This window comes from Streptomyces arenae (assembly GCF_022343545.1).
Taxonomy (GTDB): Bacteria; Actinomycetota; Actinomycetes; order Streptomycetales; family Streptomycetaceae; genus Streptomyces; species Streptomyces humi.
This window is the reverse complement of sequence record NZ_JAKQYH010000040.1, coordinates 200,096-217,408: the sequence shown is the minus strand read 5'-3', so window position 1 is coordinate 217,408 and position 17,313 is coordinate 200,096. Positions and strand designations below refer to the sequence as shown.

General features: G+C 72.6%; 13 protein-coding genes and 1 pseudogene. 8 read left to right on the top strand and 6 right to left on the bottom strand.

Annotation, left to right across the window (positions count from 1 at the left end; genetic code table 11):
• Positions 1-808, bottom strand: an 808-nt coding sequence (locus tag MB828_RS17175; RefSeq protein WP_301648952.1) for a CoA transferase subunit A, incomplete at its 3' end; no start/stop codon positions are given.
• 226 nt (positions 809-1,034) lie between these two features.
• Between MB828_RS17175 and MB828_RS17170 the strand changes: the two genes are divergently transcribed.
• The 6 genes and pseudogenes from MB828_RS17170 (at position 1,035) to MB828_RS17145 (ending at position 7,019) form a co-directional block, all read left to right on the top strand.
• Positions 1,035-2,270, top strand: coding sequence for a substrate-binding domain-containing protein (locus tag MB828_RS17170; protein WP_301648951.1), 1,236 nt, complete (start codon positions 1,035-1,037; stop codon positions 2,268-2,270).
• 4 nt (positions 2,271-2,274) lie between these two features.
• Positions 2,275-3,087, top strand: a complete 813-nt coding sequence (locus tag MB828_RS17165; RefSeq protein ID WP_301648950.1) for an ABC transporter ATP-binding protein — start codon at positions 2,275-2,277, stop codon at positions 3,085-3,087.
• Between the two features lie 26 nt (positions 3,088-3,113).
• Positions 3,114-3,791: pseudogene (locus tag MB828_RS17160) on the top strand (ABC transporter ATP-binding protein); the annotation flags it as partial.
• Between the two features lie 245 nt (positions 3,792-4,036).
• Positions 4,037-4,924 (top strand): branched-chain amino acid ABC transporter permease, encoded by an 888-nt coding sequence (locus tag MB828_RS17155; protein ID WP_301648948.1) that lies wholly within the window; start codon positions 4,037-4,039, stop codon positions 4,922-4,924.
• Complete coding sequence (locus tag MB828_RS17150) at positions 4,921-6,054, top strand: branched-chain amino acid ABC transporter permease (RefSeq protein ID WP_301648947.1); 1,134 nt, start codon at positions 4,921-4,923, stop codon at positions 6,052-6,054. Before MB828_RS17155 ends, MB828_RS17150 begins: the two co-directional genes overlap by 4 nt.
• Positions 6,051-7,019, top strand: a complete 969-nt coding sequence (locus MB828_RS17145; RefSeq protein WP_301648946.1) for an alpha/beta hydrolase — start codon at positions 6,051-6,053, stop codon at positions 7,017-7,019. Before MB828_RS17150 ends, MB828_RS17145 begins: the two co-directional genes overlap by 4 nt.
• A 41-nt stretch (positions 7,020-7,060) precedes the next feature.
• Here the strand turns inward: MB828_RS17145 and MB828_RS17140 are convergent, their stop codons facing one another.
• The 3 genes from MB828_RS17140 to MB828_RS17130 form a co-directional block, all read right to left on the bottom strand.
• The gene (locus MB828_RS17140) at positions 7,061-9,016 is read right to left on the bottom strand and encodes a helix-turn-helix domain-containing protein (RefSeq protein WP_301648945.1); all 1,956 of its coding nucleotides are present in this window, start codon (positions 9,014-9,016) and stop codon (positions 7,061-7,063) included.
• Positions 9,017-9,239: 223 nt separating this feature from the next.
• On the bottom strand, positions 9,240-10,637 hold the full coding sequence (locus MB828_RS17135) for an MFS transporter (RefSeq protein WP_301648944.1): 1,398 nt from the start codon (positions 10,635-10,637) through the stop codon (positions 9,240-9,242).
• A 74-nt stretch (positions 10,638-10,711) separates the two neighbouring features.
• Entirely contained in the window at positions 10,712-11,539 is an 828-nt protein-coding gene (locus MB828_RS17130) for a 3-hydroxybutyrate dehydrogenase (protein WP_301648943.1), read from the bottom strand.
• Between the two features lie 333 nt (positions 11,540-11,872).
• On the opposite strand from MB828_RS17130, the gene MB828_RS17125 reads away from it, so the two are divergent.
• A complete protein-coding gene (locus MB828_RS17125; RefSeq protein ID WP_301648942.1) occupies positions 11,873-13,339 on the top strand; it encodes an extracellular catalytic domain type 1 short-chain-length polyhydroxyalkanoate depolymerase in 1,467 nt (488 codons plus the stop codon).
• Between the two features lie 83 nt (positions 13,340-13,422).
• Here MB828_RS17125 and MB828_RS17120 read toward each other — a convergent pair whose 3' ends face one another.
• The gene (locus MB828_RS17120) at positions 13,423-14,421 is read right to left on the bottom strand and encodes a GlxA family transcriptional regulator (RefSeq protein WP_301648941.1); all 999 of its coding nucleotides are present in this window, start codon (positions 14,419-14,421) and stop codon (positions 13,423-13,425) included.
• 386 nt (positions 14,422-14,807) lie between these two features.
• Here MB828_RS17120 and MB828_RS17115 point away from each other — a divergent pair, with 386 nt between their 5' ends.
• A complete protein-coding gene (locus tag MB828_RS17115) occupies positions 14,808-15,812 on the top strand; it encodes a C4-dicarboxylate ABC transporter (protein ID WP_430381395.1) in 1,005 nt (334 codons plus the stop codon).
• Here the strand turns inward: MB828_RS17115 and MB828_RS17110 are convergent.
• Positions 15,773-17,308, bottom strand: a complete 1,536-nt coding sequence (locus tag MB828_RS17110; protein ID WP_343236176.1) for a DUF488 family protein, N3 subclade — start codon at positions 17,306-17,308, stop codon at positions 15,773-15,775. The genes MB828_RS17115 and MB828_RS17110 overlap by 40 nt on opposite strands.
• Positions 17,309-17,313 lie beyond the last annotated feature (5 nt).

The following is a 17,313-nucleotide window of genomic DNA, read 5'->3' as shown; positions in this document are numbered from 1 at the left end:
GGGCGGGGGCAGGGGCAGGGGCGGCGGTGCGTGCGGCGGCTGTGCCGGCACTGAGGCGCGCGGAGCGCACGGTGCGGCGCTCGATGCGCTTGTCCAGCGAGTGGTCGACGGCGATCACCCGGTCCACGTACACGCCCGGCAGATGCACGGCGTCCGGGGGCAGCTCGCCGGGTTCGACGATGCGTTCGGCCTCAACGAGGGTCACCTGTCCCGCCATCGCGCACAGCGGGTTGAAGTTGCGGGCGGCCGCGTGGAAGACGCAGTTGCCGTGCCGGTCGGCGACCTCGGCCCGTACCAGGGCGAAGTCGGCCACGATGGCTTCCTCCAGCAGGTAGCGGCGGCCGCCGAACTCCCTTGTCTCCTTGGGCGGGGAGGCCACCGCGACGCCGCCGTCGGCACTGTGGCGCCACGGCAGGCCGCCCTCCTCGACCTGGGTGCCCACCCCCGCCGGAGTGTAGAAGGCGGGGATGCCGGAGCCGCCGGCCCGCAGCCGCTCCGCGAGGGTGCCCTGCGGGGTCAGCTCCACCTCCAGCTCGCCGGCCAGGTACTGGCGGGCGAACTCCTTGTTCTCTCCGACGTAGGAAGAGGTCATCCGGGCGATCCGGCCGGCCCGCAGCAGCAGACCCAGCCCCCAGTCGTCCACACCGCAGTTGTTGGACACCACCCGCAGGCCGGACACACCCGTCTCGGCCAGCGCTGCGATCAGCGTCGACGGTATGCCGCACAAGCCGAACCCGCCGACCGCGAGGGTCGCACCGTCGGGGATGTCCGCCACTGCCCGCGCGGCCGCGGCCATCACTTTGTCCATGCCGTTTCCTCTTCCACCGGGGTGTGTCGTGTCCGTCGGCCCGGCCCGCCGCCACGTCGTGCCGACACCGGGTGCTGCTCACCTTTGCCTGGAGCGACCGACGCAGGCCATGTGTGTCGGCGCCATGACTGGGCCTGAAAGAACGGTGATTGGCAACATGCCGTCTGTCGTACGGCGCTCCTAGGGTTCCGGCAATCCAGCACCGCACTGTCAGGAGCCGTACGTCATGCGTTCTCACCTCACGGACACCTTCAGAAGCAGATCGGTTCGCGCCCTCACCCTGGTCGCGGTCGGCGCCCTGGTCGCGGGCTGCTCGTCGGCCGGCACCGCGGGCACCGCCACGGCCGGTTCGGACGGAAAGTCCGCTCCCGTGAAGGTGGGGCTGGTCTACTCCCGCAGTGGACTGCTGGCCGCCTACGGCAAGCAGTACGAGGAAGGCTTCAAGGCGGGGCTGGCCTACGCCACGCACGGCACGAACAAGGCCGGTGGCCACCCGGTCCAGGTCACCGAAGAGGACGACGCCGGTGACCCGGCGAGGGCGGTCGCCGCTGCCAAGACCCTCGTCGGCAAGGGTTACAAGATCCTCGCCGGCACCACCGACTCCGGCGTGGCCCTGCAGATGGCGCCGCTGGCCGCGCAGAACAAGGTGCTCTACGTCAGCGGGCCCGCGGCCACCGACGCGGTCACCGGCGTCAACGCCTACACCTTCCGCTCGGGCCGGCAGTCGTACCAGGACATCCTCACCGCCGGCACGCTGCTCGGCGACGCCAAGGGCAAGAAGGTCACCGTGCTCGCCCAGAACTCCGCGTTCGGACAGGCCAACGTGGCCGCGGTCAAGGCCGTCCTGGGTGCGAAAGGCGCACACGTCGGCTCCGTGCTGGCGCCGCCGAGCGCCACCGACCTCACACCCTTCGCCCACCAGACCCGGGCCGGCAACCCGGACCTGGTGTTCGTGGCCTGGGCCGGCACCACCGCCCCCGCGCTGTGGACCGCGCTGAACCAGCAGGGCGTCCTGGACGCGAGCAAGGTCGTCACCGGCCTCGCGGGCACCGCCTCGTACCCGGTATTCGGCGCGGCCGGTGCCAAGGTCGCCTTCCTCGCGCACTACTTCCCGGGCGCCGGCGGCGGCAACCCCGTGGAGAAGGCCATGCTGGACGGCATCACGAAGGCCGGCGGCACCCCCGACCTGTTCAGCCCGGACGGCTTCACCGCCGCGCAGATGATCGTGCACGCGATCGAGTCCGGCAGCGCCACCGACAGCACCGCCATGGCCGAGGCACTGGAGGGCTGGACCTTCGACGGGCCCAAGGGCAAGGAGCAGATCCGCGCGAAGGACCACGCCCTGCTGCAGCCGATGTTCACCGCCAAACTCGACGGCAGCGGCAGCGCCGCGCGGCCCGAACTGACCGACAGCATCCCGATGACGGCCGTCGCTCCGCCGGCCGCGAAGCCGGCGGGCTGAGCCGATGTCTCCCTCCGACACGACGTCGCCGAGCGCCCCGGAGGCCCAGGACGCCGGGAAGTCCGACGCCTTCCCGGCCCCGGTGCTCCGATTGCGTGACATCGGCTGGACGGTCGGCGGCGCCACCATCGTCGACGCCGTCTCCCTCGACGTACGCGAAGGTGAGTTCCTCGCCTTCATCGGCCCCAACGGGGCAGGGAAAACCTCCCTGTTCAACCTGGTCAGCGGACTCAACCCGGTCTCCCGGGGCACGATCGAGCTGGACGGCCGCGACATCACCGGCGAGGCCGCGTACGCCCGCGCCCGGCGCGGCCTCGGACGCACCTTCCAGACCTCCAGCCTGTGGCCGGGCATGACGGTCGCCGACCACCTCAGGCTCGCCGCGCAGGCCGCGGACGGCGGCTCGTACCGGATCTGGCGCCGCGCCGACACCTCCCCGGAACGGATCGACGGCGTGCTGGCCCGTACCCAGCTCACGCACCGCGCGGACACCTGCGCCGAAGCCCTCTCGCACGGCGAGAAACGCAAGCTCGAACTCGCCGTCCTGCTCGTCGGCGAGCCCCGGCTGATGCTGCTGGACGAGCCGATGGCCGGCGTGAGCGCCGAGGAGGTGCCCGCGCTGACCGAACTCATCCGGTCGCTGCACAAGGAAGAGGGACGCACCGTGCTCATGGTCGAGCACCACATGGACGTGCTGCTGGACCTGGCCGACCGGCTGGCCGTGATGCACCACGGCACACTGCTGGCGCTGGACACCCCGCAGTCCGTGATGGCCGACACCACCGTGCAACAGGCCTACCTCGGGGAGGAGTTGTGACTCCCACCGCGGCACCCCTGCTGGCCGTGCGCGACCTGCGGGTCGTGATCGGAGGCAAGCACATCCTGCACGGCGTCGACCTGGAGGTGGCCGCCTCGGGCACCACCGCCGTGCTGGGCCGCAACGGCGCCGGGAAGACCACCACCGTACGCGGCATCCTCGGGCTCGTGCCGAGGACCGGCAGCGTGCTGCTGGCCGGCGAGGAGACGGTGCGCCTGGCCACCCACGCCCTGGTGTGCCGGGGCATCGGCTACGCACCGGAGGACCGCGGCGTCTTCGCGTCCCTCAGCGTCGCGGAGAACCTGCGCCTGGCTGAGCGTCCCGGTGCCGGGGAGCCGGCCTACGACCTGGTGCACACGCTGTTCCCGGAGCTGAAACCACGCGCCCGGCAGGCCGCAGGCACCCTGTCCGGCGGCCAGCAGCAGATGGTGGCCATAGCCCGGACGCTGCTCAACGGCAACCGGCTGATCATCGCCGACGAACCCACCAAGGGGCTGGCACCCAAGGTGGTCACCGAGGTCGCCCAGGTGCTGGAGCGCGCCGCCGAGGCGGTGCCGGTCCTGCTCGTGGAGCAGAACCTCGCCCTGGTGCGCCGTCTGGCCCGCCACTGCGTCGTCCTCGCCGACGGCCGCACCGCGCACCAGGGACCGGCCGCCGACCTCCTCGCCGACGCCGAGGCCGCCCGCCGACTGCTCGCCGTCGGAGGCACCGGCGGCACCGGCGGTATTGGCGACACCGGCGGCATAGGCACCGCAGGCCGCACTGGCGGCACCGGCACCGGCCGCACTGGCGGCAGCGGCACCGGCCGCACTGGCGGCACCGGCACCGGCCGCACTGGCGGCGCCAGCACCGGCCGCATCGGCACCGGCGGCACCGGCGGGCCGACCGTCGGTTCGCCTGTTCGCAGTGCGGCGCGTCCCGCCGCCCGGACCACGGAGGCAGACGCCTGATGTCCACCGTCGTGCTGCTCACCTTCACCGGACTCGGGCTGGGGGCCCTGTACTTCCTGGTCGCCTCCGGCCTGTCGCTGATCTTCGGGCTGATGGACGTGCTCAACTTCGCCCACGGCGCCCTGCTCTCGGTCGGCGCCTACGGCACCTGGTGGGCCGCCACCGGCCACCTGCCCGGCGCAGGCTCCGGCGGAGCCGGGTTCGTCCTCGCCGTCGTCTTCGGCACCGCCGTGGGCACCGTCGCCGCCGTGGTGCTCGAACTCGCCGTGATCCGCCCCCTCTACACCCGCCCCCGCGAGCAGATCCTCGCCACGGTGGGTGTCGGCCTGGCCGTACCGGCCCTGCTGTCCGCGATCTGGGGACCGGACGCCCGTCCCTTCCCCGGCCCGCAGGCACTGTCCGGCACCTTCGCCGTGCTGGGCGCCGAAGTGCCGCTCGACCGGCCGGTTTTGATCGGCGCGGCGCTGGTCGTGCTGTGCGCGCTCAAGCTGTTCCTGGGCCGGACCCGGCACGGACTGGTGGTGCGCGCGGGCGTCGAGGACCGGGCGATGGTCACCGCGCTCGGCATCGACGTGCGCAAGGCCTTCACCCTGGTCTTCGCCATCGGCGGTGCGGCGGCCGCCCTCGGCGGTGCCCTCGGCGGCCTCTACTTCGGCTCCGTCGACCCCGGCCAGGGCACGTCCCTGCTCATCTTCGCCTTCGTGGTCGTCGTCACCGGCGGCATGGGCTCGCTCACCGGCGCCGCGCTGGCCTCGGTGGCCGTGGGCCTCGTCCAGCAGTTCGCCAACTACTACACCACCGCCGGGCTCGGCGACCTCGCCGTCGTCGTCCTGCTCGCCGCCCTCCTGCTCGTCAGACCGCGAGGGCTCACCGGGAGGCTCGCATGACCACCGCCACCCAGCCGCGCGGCCGGTCCCGCGCGGCCGACCACCCCCTGGACGCCCGCTCCCAGCGGCTGCGGCGCGCCACCCGCTGGTGGCCCGCCCTGCTGCTGGTGGCGCTGTTCACCGTGCCCTACAGCGCGCTGCCGCTGCCCGGCCTGCTCGACGGCCCGATCGGAGGCCCCGGCAACCTCCAACTGCTCGCCCTGTGCCTGCTCTTCGGCGGCCTGGCCACCGGCTACGACCTGTTGCTCGGCCGCACCGGACTGCTCTCCTTCGGACACGCCCTCTACTTCGCCGCGGGCACCTACGTCACCAACACGGTGATGCTCGAGGCGGGCCTGCCGTTCGCCGCGTCGGCGCTGCTGGGCCTGCTCGCCGGCACGGTGCTCTCCGCCCTGCTGGGCGCGGTCAGCCTCCGCGTCAGCGGCATCGGATTCTCCATGGTCACCCTTGCCTTCGCGCAGGCCGCGTCGATCCTCGTGCAGCGCGACCCCGGCGGTGTCACCGGCGGCGAGGAGGGCCGGGCCGCACCCGCGGACAAGCTGCCCGCCGCACTGGTCGGCATCGAGCACACCGCCAACCTGTACTGGATCGCCCTGGCCTACCTGGTGGTGGTGCTCGCCGTCGTGCACTGGGCGGTCCGCTCACCCGTCGGCCGGGTCTGGGAAGGCATCAAGGAGAACGAGCGCCGGGTGGAGGTCCTCGGACTGCGCCCCTACGGGTTCAAGCTCGTCGCCTTCGTCCTGGCCGGCACCCTGGCCGCGCTCGGCGGCCTCGTCTACCTGCTGCTGACCGGCGGCGCCACTCCGCAGACGACCACCTCCGACTTCACCCTCTCCCTGCTGGTGATGGTGGTGCTGGGCGGTTCGGGCAGCCGGTGGGGTCCCATGGCCGGGGGCATCCTCTACACCTGGGCCGACCACCGGCTCACCGACCTGGCCGGCTCGGACACGGTCGCCGGCCTGCCCGCGGTGGTCCGGGTGCCGCTCTCGCAGCCCCTGTTCCTGCTCGGCGCCCTGTTCGTCGCGGTGATATACCTGCTGCCCGGCGGCGTGGCCCGGCTCCCGGCCCGGCTGCGCGCCGCCCGCCCGTCCCACGCCGCAGCCGGACGCGAGGAGGTTCCCGCGCCATGAGTCCCACTCCGCGAAACGGAGCGACGGCCCGTCAGCACGGGTCGCCGCCGGCGCGCGAGGAGTTCCAAGTGCCGGTGCCCGGCGGACGGTTGGCGGTGTCGCGCTGGCCGGCCGACGATCCGGGCGCGCCGGTGGTCCTGGCGCTGCACGGCATCACGGCCAACGGCCTGAGCTGGGCGCGCGTCGCCCACCACCTGGCCGGCCGGGTCACCCTCGTGGCACCCGACCTGCGCGGCCGCGGCGGCAGCCGGGGAGTACCCGGCCCGTACGGCATCGCGGCCCACGCCGACGACATGGCGGCCGTGGTGGACGCCCTGGGCGTGGGCCGGGTGGTGCTGACCGGCCACTCCATGGGCGCGTTCACCGCGGCCCTGACCGCCGTCCGCCACCCGCACCTGCTGACGGCCCTGCTCCTGGTGGACGGCGGCGTGGGCTTCCCCGTGCCCGCCGGACTCGATCCCGACGAACTGATCACCGCGGTGCTCGGCCCGGCCATGCGACGGCTGTCCATGACGTTCCCGGACCGCGAGGCCTACCGCACGTTCTGGAAGGCGCATCCGGCCTTCACCACTTCCTGGTCGCCGTGGGTGGACGACTACATCCAGCGTGATCTCGTGGGGGAGGAGCCCGAACTGCGCTCGTCGTGCAGCCTGGAGGCGGTCCGCACCGACGGCGTGGACCAACTCGGCGCGCAGGTGTCGGGCGCGGTGCACCGGCTGCCCGTGCCCGCCGTGCTGCTGTGGGCGCCCCGCGGCCTGATGGATGAGCCACAGGGCCTGTACGACGAGCAGCGGCTGGCCGCAGCCGGCCTCGATCCCGCCATGGTGCGCACCCGGTCGGTACCCGACACCAACCACTACTCCGTCATCATCGGTGACGAGGGCGCCCGGGTCGTGGCACAGCACCTGCTCACCGCGGCCGACGTGGAGGAACCCGGGGAACCCGGCGGTACGGCGTCCCGGTGACCCGGGCGGCCGGAGCCGTGCCGCCTACCCGCGCTCGGACGTCAGGCGTCCGCCAACAGGTGCAGGCGCAGGGCGAGTTGCAATTCCAGGGTCTGTTCGGGGGTGTTCCAGTCGGGGCCCAGCAGCACCTGGATGCGGTCCAGGCGCTGCACGACCGTGTTCACGTGCACGTGCAGCGCCTCCTTGGCCCGGGTCAGGCTCCCGCCGCAGTCGAAGTAGGCACGCAGGGTACGGACCAGTTGGGTGCCGCGCTGGGCGTCGTAGTCCAGCAGCGGCCCCAACGTGGCGGTGACGAAGCCGTCCACGTCGTGAAGGTCACCCAACAGCACGCCCAGAAAACCCAGTTCGGCCACACTCGCCCCGTGCCCTTGGCGGCCGAGCACATGCAGGGCCCGCAGACACCGCAGGGCCTCGGCATGCCCGTCGGCGATGCCGCGCGGCCCGGCGGCCGGCCCGGCACCGGCCACCGTGACCGGAGCGCCGGTGAGTTGGCCGAGCTGCCCGGCCGCGCCGCGGGCCGCCTCCCCCGGGCCCGTGCCGTCGCACGGGAGCAGCAGCACCACCGCGCCCTCGTGCTCGGCGCTGACACCGCCGCACCCGAACAGGTACTGCACCGCGGCGTCCGCGAGCCGTTCGCGGGCCGCGTCGCAGGTGCGGGCGACCAGCAGCAGGTGGGGCCGGTCGAGGTCGATGCCGAGGCGGCGGCCGCGGCTCACCAGGCCGGCCGGGTCGCGGGCGGGCGCGGTGAGCAGGTCGGTGAGCAGATCGCCGCGTACGCGGTTCTCGGTCTCCGCCACCGAACGCCGCAACAGGAGCAGCAACGAGGTCACGACGCTGCTGCGTTCGAACAGCCGCCGGTCGGGCCCGTCGAGGTCCGGCCGCCCGAACAGCACCAGGCAGCCCAGCAGTTCCTGCCCGGCCAGCACCGCGCACACCCAGCGCCCGTCACGGAAGACCGCGTGGGCGGCCGCGCGTGAGCTCTCCGCCGCAGCGACCAGCGCCGCCGCCTCCTCCTCCGTGCCGCCGGTGTCCGCCGCGCCCCCGGCGATCGCCCCACCGCGCACGGCGACCGAGGTGAGCGGCCATCCGGAGCCGTCGTGAACCGCGACGTCCCCCTTCAGCAGACCGGCCACGGCGGCAGCCACGTCCTGGAGTTCGCCGCCGCGCAGTACCAGATCGGTGAGCCGGTCATGTGATTCCTCGGCACGCTGCATGGCCGCGGAGTGCTCACGGATCACGGCGTTGGCCTCCGCGAGTTCGGCCATCGCGACGCGCGCGTCGGCCATCGACTTGGCGGTGTCGATGGCGATGGCGGCATGGTCGGCAAGCGAGCACAGCAGGGCGACCTCGTCCGGGGCGAACGTGCGGGGAGTGCGGTCCGCGGCGAACAGCGCCCCGATGACCTGGCCGCCGCTTCCCGACCCCAGCAGCAGTGGCACGCCGAGTATCGCCACCAGGCCCTCGTCCAGGACCCCGGCGTCGATGCTGCCGGTGTGCAGGAAGCGGTCGTCGGTGCGGTAGTCGGGGGAGGCGTAGGGGCGTGCGGTTTGCGCGACCAGACCGCCGAGGCCCTCGCCGAGCTCCAGGCGCAGGTTCTGGAACAGCTCCGACACCGAGCCGTCGGTGACGCGCATATAGGTGTCGCCGGCCTCCTCGTCGGGCAGCGTGAGGTACGCCGTGTCGGTGCCCAGGAGCATGCGGGCGCGCCGGACGATGGAGTGCAGCACGGCGTCGAGGTCGCGCAGGGCCGCGAGGTCGCCTGCGGTGTCGAACAGCGCGGTCAGCTCCGCCTCCCGGCGCCGGTGCTGCCGCAGCGTGGTCCCCACGCGCAGCGCAGCCTCGGTGGCCCGCTCGACCTCCGCGAGATCCTCGGTCACGGCCCCGCTGCCTCGGGCCTCGACGGCGACCGCACCGAGGTCTTCGGCAGGGGCGCCCGCGGCGAGGAGTTCGAGCAGCCGACGCAGATGACGGATGGCGGGAGTGGGTTCATGCGGCATGGGCGGTCAACCGTCGCGTCGTGGGTGAGCAGGGGAGTCGAAGTAAGGGTGAGCAGAGGAGTAGGAGTACGGGTGAGCAGGGGGCCGGAGGACGGGCGTCGCGGAGGGAACGGCCGTGCGGGACGGGGCCGATGAGGGCCAGACCCCTCTCAGACCGATGAGAGCCAGGCCCCTCCCAGGCCGGGAGGGCCCTGGCCCTCCGGCCGGGCAGTGGGGGCGGCCGTCAGGCGGACGCGGCCGTCTCCCGGTCCGCGGCGGCCCGCGTCGCGGCGCCGTCCGGTTCGATCGCGGCGAGATCCCGGCCACGGGTCTCACGGGAGGCGACGACGGCGATCACGGTGATCAGGGCGGCCAGCCCGACGTACACCGAGATGGGGGTGGAGTCGCCGTAGGAGCCGAGCAGCGCCGTCGCGATCAGCGGGGCGGGGGCGCCGGCCGCCACCGAGGACAGCTGGGCTCCGATGGAGGCGCCGGTGTAGCGCATCCGGGTGGCGAACAGCTCGGAGAAGAACGCCGCCTGGGGGGCGTACATGGCGCTGTGGAAGACGAGCCCGACGGTGACGGCCAGGACCAGGGCGGGGAACGACCTGGTGTCGAGCAGGGCGAAGAAGGCCCACGACCACAGGCCCACGCCGACCGCGCCCACCAGGTACACGGGTTTGCGCCCGACCCGGTCGGACAGCGCCCCGAACAGCGGGATGAGGCAGAACTGCACGGCCGAGCCGATCAGCACCGCGTTCAGCGCCGTCTGCTTGGCGATGCCCAGGTGGTCCACGCAGTAGGTGAGGACGAACGCGGTGATGACGTAGTACGAGATGTTCTCGGCCATGCGGGCGCCCATGGCGACCAGGATGTCGCGCCAGTGGTCGCGTACGACCGCGACGAACGGCGGCTGCTCGGCCCGCTGTTCCGCCTTGCGCCGCTCGGCCTTGGCCAGCGCCTCCTTGAACAGCGGCGACTCGTCGACGGACAGCCGGATCCACAGACCGATCATGACCAGTACGGCGGAGAGCAGGAACGGCACCCGCCAGCCCCAGGTGTTGAACGCGTCGTCGCTGAGCACGGTGGTCATCAGGGAGAGCACGCCGACGGCGACCAGGTTGCCGGCCGGTGCGCCGCCCTGTGGCCAGGAAGCCCAGAAGCCGCGTCGCCTCGCATCCCCGTGTTCTGAGACCAGCAGCACCGCGCCGCCCCACTCGCCACCGAGGGCGAAGCCCTGGATGAGACGCAGGACGGTCAGCAGCACGGGAGCGGCGACGCCGATGGTGTCGTAGCCGGGGACGCAGCCGATCAGGGCGGTGGACAGCCCCATCATCAGCAGGCTGATCACCAGCAGCTTCTTACGGCCGAGCCGGTCGCCGAAGTGACCGAAGACCACGGCGCCGACCGGGCGTGCGGCGAAGCCGATGGCGTAGGTGAGGAAGGACAGCAGGGTGCCGGTCAGCGGGTCCGACTCGGGGAAGAAGACGCGGCCGAAGACCAGGGCGGCGGCCGAGCCGTAGAGGAAGTAGTCGTACCACTCGATGGTCGTGCCGATCAGGCTGGCCGCGACGATCTTGCGCAGTCCGCTCGGGCTTCTGGAGGTGGCTGGGTCGTTCACGGCGTTGTGAGCGCTGGGCATGGTTGTCACCGTTTTCCGGAGGAGTCGGTTCGGTTGCGGTGCGCCGGCAGGGCGGCGCGCGGGCTGACGGGGTTTCAGTGGGCTGTCCAGCCACCGTCCAGGGGGATCGAGCTGCCGGTGAGGTATCCGCTGCGTTCGGTGCACAGCCACAGGGCCGCCTCGGCCACCTCGGCCGGCTCGATCAGGCGCTTGATCGCGGTGCGTTCCAGGAACACCTGGTCCATCACATCCACCGCGGAGATGCCGTGGGCGAGCGCCTGATCGGCGATCTGCCTCTCGACCAGCGGCGTGCGGACGTAGCCGGGGTTGATGCAGTTGCTGGTCACACCATGTGCGGCGCCCTCCAGGGCGACCACCTTGCTCAGGCCCTCCAGCGCGTGCTTCGCCGTGACGTACGCCGACTTGTAGGGGCTGGCCCGCAGACCGTGCACTGAGGAGATGTTGACGACCCTGCCCCAGGCTTGCGCGTACATGTGGGGGAGCGTGCGGCGCAGGATGCGGAACGGGGCCTCCACCATGACCCGCTGGATCAGTGCGAACCGCTCCGGGGGGAACTCGTGCACCGGGGCGACGTGCTGGATACCCGCGTTGTTGACCACGATGTCGGCGTCGTCCGGCAGCGCGTCCACGGCCGCGGCCTGGGCGAGGTCGGCCACGACGGCGATACCGTCGATCGCCGCGGCCACCTCCTTGGCGGCCTCGGCGGCCCGGTCCACCACGTAGACCTCGGCGCCGGCAGCGGCGAAGGCCTCGGCGCACGCCCGGCCGATCCCGCTGGCCGCACCGGTGACCAGAACCTTGCGGCCGACGAGAAACCGGCTCGAGGCCAGGCCGGGCCCGGTGCCGTCGCCGCGGCCGGGATGCTGGGGCGAGCCCTCGTCGGGGCCCTTGGTGCTGTCCATGGCCGAACACGGTAGGTAGGACTTACGCGGTGAGACATGTGGGTCGCCAACACATTTTCAAGCGGCGAGGTAGATGGGGCCACCATGTGCCGACGGCTCCGCCATGTGTCACAGGGGCATCGCCGACACCATGGGTGCGCGCGCCATGCCGTGCTCCGCGGTCCTGGCTCTCCCTCACATGTCGTCGGCCGCCCAGCCGGTCGTACTGTCCGCCTCGAGCAAGCCAGTACGACAGCAAGCCGGGTACGACGGCGGGCGCCGTGCTCACCCTTACCCACTCTGCCCCGCCCCTCCCGTCTCCTCTCCTCTCCTCTCCACCCCACGGAGTCGCACATGCATCGCTCCCTCTGGCGCAGGCTCTTCCGGCACACCCAACGGGCTGTTGCCGTGGGCGCCGTCATCGTGGGCCTGACCGTCGTCACCCCTTCCGGGTCGAGCGCGGCGGCCGCAGGCACCCTCCAACAGGTCACCGGCTTCGGCTCGAACCCCGGCAACCTGGCCATGTACGTGTACGCGCCCTCCGACCTGCCCGCCGACGCGCCGCTCGTCGTCGCCCTGCACGGGTGCACGCAGTCGGCGAACGACTACCACTCCCACTCCGGCTGGCAGAAGTTCGCCGACCAGTGGGGCTTCACCGTGCTCTACCCGGAGACCGGCACGGCCAACAACAGCCTGTCCTGCTTCAGTTGGTTCGACTCGACCAAGGACACCCGGGGCAAGGGCGAGGCGGCCTCCATCGTGCCGATGGTCGACACCGCCGTGGCACGGTACGGCTCGGACCGCAGCCGGATCTTCGTCACCGGACTGTCCGCCGGCGGCGGCATGACCGCGGACCTCCTCGCCGACTACCCGGACGTGTTCGCCGGCGGCTCCGTCGACTCGGGCCTTCCCGCCCAGTGCGCCGCCACCCAGAGCGCCGCCTCCGGCTGCCAGTACAGCAACCAGAACCTCACTCCGAAGGCGTGGGGCGACAAGGTCCGCAACTCCTATCCGGGGTACTCGGGGCCATGGCCGCGCGTCGCCGTCTGGCAGGGCAGCTCCGACACCACCGTCGCCCCGGTCAACGGCACTGAACTGCGCGATCAGTGGACCGACGTGTGGGGCATCGGCCAGACGGCCTCCAGCACCCGGAACCTGACCGGCGGCACCACCGAGAGCGTCTACAACGACTCCGCGGGCAAGCCCGCCGTCGCCCTGTTCTCGATCTCCGGCATGGCGCACGGCCTCGCCGTGGACCCCGGTTCGGGCGCCGACCAGTGCGGCACCACCGGGACGTACTACCTCGACCACATCTGCTCCAGCTACCACACGGCGAAGTTCTGGGGCCTGGACGGCAGCGGAGACCAGGGCGGAACCGGCTCCCTGCCCGCCCCCTCCGGCCTCACCGTGACCGGAACCACCGACACCGGCGCCGCACTGTCCTGGAACTCCGTCAGCGGCGCGGCCTCGTACAACGTCTACCGAAACGGCACGAAGGTCGGTTCCGCGACGGGCACCACGTACGCCGACACCGGCCTGTCCGCCGCCACCTCCTACAGCTACACCGTGGCCGCCGTCGACTCCTCCGGCGCCGTCGGCACGACGTCCGCGTCGGTCACGGCGACCACGACAGGCGCCGCGCCCAAGTGCTACACCGACAACAACTACAACCAGGTCAAGGCCGGACGCGCGCACCAGAGCGGCGGCTACACCTACGCCAACGGCTCCGACCAGGACATGGGCCTGTACAACGTGGCCGTCACCCACACGCTGAAGGAGACCGCCACGGGCTACTTCGTCCTAGCCGACTCCGGCTGCTGAACCGGCCGGAGCCAGGGGATCGCCCGGCGCTCACGGGGGAGCTGTACGGCCGTCGGTGTCATGGTTGGCCGGTGGAGGTGCCGTCAGGCGGGCTCGGCCGGGGTGTGCGGGGCGCGTGTGGTGCGGAAGCGTGCGCGGTAGGCGCCGGGTGTGATGCCCAGGTTGCGCGTGAAGGCCCGGCGCATCGACTCCGACGAGCCGAACCCGGTACGCCGGGCCACCGTGGCCATGGGGTCGTCGCTTCCCTCCAGCATCGCCTGGGCGGCTTCCATCCGGACCCGCTCGACGTAGCGGGCCGGGGTCGTGGCCATCTCCTCGTGGAACAGCCGCGTCATGTGCCGCGAGCTCACACCCGCACGCCGTGCCATGGCGGCGAGGGTGTGTGAGCCGGAGGGGTCCTCGGCGACCGCGTCCAGGACCCGCCGCAGCATCTCCTGCCTGGCCCGCGGGGTGTGGGTACGGACACTGAACTGCGACTGGCCGCCCGGCCGTTGCATGAACACGACCATGTCCTTGGCCACGGCGCGGGCGACGTCGGCGCCGAGGTGCTCCTCGACCAGGGCGAGCGAGAGGTCGATACCCGAACTGACCCCCGCCGACGTCATGATGTGGCCGTCGCGCACGAACAGGGCGTCGGCTGCCACGGTCACCCGCGGGTAGCGCAGGGCGAGTTGGTCGGCGAAGCGCCAGTGCGTGGTCGCCGTGCGTCCGTCGAGCAGCCCGGCCGCGGCGAGCAGGAAGGCACCGGTGCAGATGGAAGCGGTGCAGCGGCTGTGTGCGTCGAGTGCTCGCACGGCGCCCAACAGGGCGTCGTCCTTCGCAAGGGAGGGCCACTCGGGGCCACCAGGGACGACGACCACGTCACTGGCCTCCCGCACCTGTCCGGCGGCCAGGTCGACGTGCAGTCCCGTGCCGGACGCGGTGACCACGTCGGCGCCGTCCGGGGAGACCACGCGCACCCGGAAACGACCGCCGAACTCGTTGGCCGTCGCGAACACCTCGATGGGACCCGTGACGTCGAGCAGCCGTACGCCGGGGAAGACCAGCACGGTCACCAGCAGCGGCTTCCTGCCTGACGGCATGTCCTTCATCGTGTGCCTCCCGGACGAACTGGCCCCAGCCCAGATCTTATGGGTTTGATAACCGAACCCTCCCGGTCGGACCCGGACACCAGGGACCCCTACGGTCCCCGATGTCCAGGTGTGAGGGTGTCATGGCGCGTGCTGTCCTGTGGCGGAGGCCGCGCTTCGCCATAGCGTCGGAGGCACCGACGTCATCGCGGACGGTGACCCGTCCGACACGAGAAGAGAAGGCACACCGCACCGTGGCATCCCATTCCGGAACCGGCCGAACGATCCCGTCCCAGGACCATTCGGTTCCGAACCCGACTCCCCGATCCCGAGACCGGCCGGCCGGAGCGACCGGCAACGGGCGGGGACAACTCGGTCCCGGCTGGTTCGCCGCGGTCATGGGCAGCGGGATCGTGGCTGTCGCGGCCGCCGGCCTGCCGCGCGGCTTCCCGGGCCTCGCCGGGGCCGCCACGGTCGTCTGGGCCGGAACCGCGCTGCTGCTGGCCGTGCTGGTCTGCGTCTACGCCGGCCAGCGGATGCTCCGGGCGCACGCCGGTGATCCGGTACTGGCCCAGTTCTTCGGGGCGCCCCCGATAGCGCTGCTGACCGTCGGGGCCGGGACGCTGCTGCTGGGCCGGCGTCTGACCGGGGTGCGGGCGGCGGTGGACGTGGACTGGGTGCTGTGGTCGGCCGGAACGGTACTGGGGCTGGCCACCGCCTGCACGGTTCCGTATCTGATGGTGACGCGGCACCGGTTCCAGCCGGACGCGGCGTTCGGCGGCTGGCTGCTGCCGGTGGTGCCGCCGTTGGTCTCCGCGGCGACGGGCGCGCTGCTCGTCCCGCGGGCGCCGGCCGGTCAGGTCCGGCTGGCCCTGCTGCTGGGCTGCTACGCGCTGCTCGGGGTCGGGCTGGTCGCGGTCCTGCTCGTGCTGGCCATGGTGTACAGCCGGCTGGTGCACCATGACGCGCCCAGCGGGCCGGTGGTGCCCACGGTGTGGATCGGCGTGGGTGCACTGGACCAGGCGGTGACCGCACTGGGTGCGCTGGCCACGGCGGCACCGACCGTGCTGCCCGCGCCGTACGCGCGCGGCACCGCGGTCGCGGCGCTGCTGGGCGGGCTCGGGATCTGGGGATTCGCCCTGCTGTGGCTGGTGCTGGCCACCGCCCTGACCGTACGGGAGGTCCGCAGGGGGCTGCCCTTCGCACCCACCTGGTGGTCCTTCATCTTCCCCCTCGGCGCCTGCGTCACCGCGACCAGCGCGCTCGCCGCCCGTACCGGCTCGGAGCTGTTCGTCTGGACCGCCGTCGCCCTGTACGTCCTGCTCGTCGCGGCCTGGGCGGTGGTCGCCTGGTACTCCCTGCGTCACGCGACCGTCCGGCGGAGTGCGCGCGCCCGCCGGTGACCGAAGCCGTGTGGCGGTCCAGGTGCGGCCGGCCGGCGAGGCCGGAGCCCGGTGACCGCCATGGCGGCGAACACCACGACCCAGAACGCGGCGGCCACCCAGACCTCCCAGCGGCCCACGCTCGTCAGCCACGACGTCCCGGTCACGCGTCCCAGCTCGTGCGTGGTGACCGCGTACATGCCGACCGGGAAGACGAGGTTCCACCAGCCGAGGTCGTAGCGCAGCGGAACGCGGCGCAGCGCGTGCCGCCACACGCCGAGGGCCAGCAGGAGCGGGATCAGCCAGCTGGAGAACGACCACAGGACGACGGACGTCCCGACGACGAGGGGGCGGGACAGCATGGTGCTGCCCGGCGGCAGGGCGATCAGCCGGACACCGGCGAGCACGGCGATCGCGGCCGCCCCCATGAAGATCCAGACGGACGTCATGAGGCCCTCGGGCCGCACCGGCCGGGCCAGCAGTCGGGTCAGGACGATCGCCGCGACCAGGAAGTACTGCATCAGCCCGACGCCCCAGCACACCACGGCCAGCACGGGCAGCACGTGTCCCGGCGTCACCCGGGCCAGCGAGGCCGCCGCGACCGCCACCGACTCCGATCCGACCGCCCACAGGAACCACGTGCCGTTCACCTGGTCGAGCGAGGGACCCCGCTTCGAGGACGTGATCAGCGCGAGCGGAACACCGTAGTCCAGCAGCAGCCACCCCAGCGTCCCGAACGCCAGGAAGACCGCGGCGGCCGTGGTGCGGCCGTCCGGCACGAGCCGCGCGGCCAGCACGTTGGAGGAGATGGCGAGGGTGAGGAAGGCGAAGCCGCGCGGCCCGAGCAGATCGGCCACGACCCGCTCGCGCCGGCGCAGCAGCCGCCGGCCGTAGGCGGGCACCAGTACCGCGAACCCGGCGAGTGCCACCCACAGCAGCACGGCGGAGGCGGTGCCGGCGCCGTTCACGTACAGCGCCGTGGACACGATGCCGGTGCCCATGACGAATGCCAGCGCGCCCGCGTTGGGGTCGGTCAAGGCCGCGGAGACGGCTGAACGGTACGGGTGCGGCCGAGGGCCGGAACCGGCTGGGCCGGTACCGGTACCGCCGGGCTCGGGAGGGCCGGCATCCGGACGGGGTGGGTCGCTGGAGGCGGAGCCGGTCAGCCACTCGGCGAGGACGGCGGCGTGGCTGTGGCCGGTGTCCTCGCTGGCGGTCAGCAGCGTCAGACTGCGCTGTCCCGCCAGGGTGCGCAGCCGGGCCGTCGCGTACCGGTGCCGTTGATCGTCCAGTTCGGTCAGGTAGCGGCGGCGGAACTCGTCGAAGCGCCGGGGGTCGTGGCCGTACCAGCGCTGGAGTCCGGCGGACGGTGCGACCTCCCGCAGCCACTCGTCGGGCTCCGCGCGGTGGCCCCGCATGCCATCCGGCCAGTTCCGGTCGACCAGCACCCGCTGGGAGAGCCGGCCGTCCGCAGCGCACGGCTGCTCATCGATTCTGCGACAGGTGATCTCGGCCATGACGC

Coding starts and splice junctions, on each gene's coding strand:
- MB828_RS17125 (WP_301648942.1), top strand. CDS start 11,873: ATGCATCGCTCCCTCTGGCGCAGGCTCTTCCGGCACACCCAACGGGCT.
- MB828_RS17135 (WP_301648944.1), bottom strand. CDS start 10,637: ATGCCCAGCGCTCACAACGCCGTGAACGACCCAGCCACCTCCAGAAGC.
- MB828_RS17120 (WP_301648941.1), bottom strand. CDS start 14,421: ATGCCGTCAGGCAGGAAGCCGCTGCTGGTGACCGTGCTGGTCTTCCCC.
- MB828_RS17150 (WP_301648947.1), top strand. CDS start 4,921: ATGACCACCGCCACCCAGCCGCGCGGCCGGTCCCGCGCGGCCGACCAC.
- MB828_RS17165 (WP_301648950.1), top strand. CDS start 2,275: ATGTCTCCCTCCGACACGACGTCGCCGAGCGCCCCGGAGGCCCAGGAC.
- MB828_RS17110 (WP_343236176.1), bottom strand. CDS start 17,308: ATGGCCGAGATCACCTGTCGCAGAATCGATGAGCAGCCGTGCGCTGCG.
- MB828_RS17115 (WP_430381395.1), top strand. CDS start 14,808: ATGGGCAGCGGGATCGTGGCTGTCGCGGCCGCCGGCCTGCCGCGCGGC.
- MB828_RS17130 (WP_301648943.1), bottom strand. CDS start 11,539: ATGGACAGCACCAAGGGCCCCGACGAGGGCTCGCCCCAGCATCCCGGC.
- MB828_RS17155 (WP_301648948.1), top strand. CDS start 4,037: ATGTCCACCGTCGTGCTGCTCACCTTCACCGGACTCGGGCTGGGGGCC.
- MB828_RS17170 (WP_301648951.1), top strand. CDS start 1,035: ATGCGTTCTCACCTCACGGACACCTTCAGAAGCAGATCGGTTCGCGCC.
- MB828_RS17140 (WP_301648945.1), bottom strand. CDS start 9,016: ATGCCGCATGAACCCACTCCCGCCATCCGTCATCTGCGTCGGCTGCTC.
- MB828_RS17145 (WP_301648946.1), top strand. CDS start 6,051: ATGAGTCCCACTCCGCGAAACGGAGCGACGGCCCGTCAGCACGGGTCG.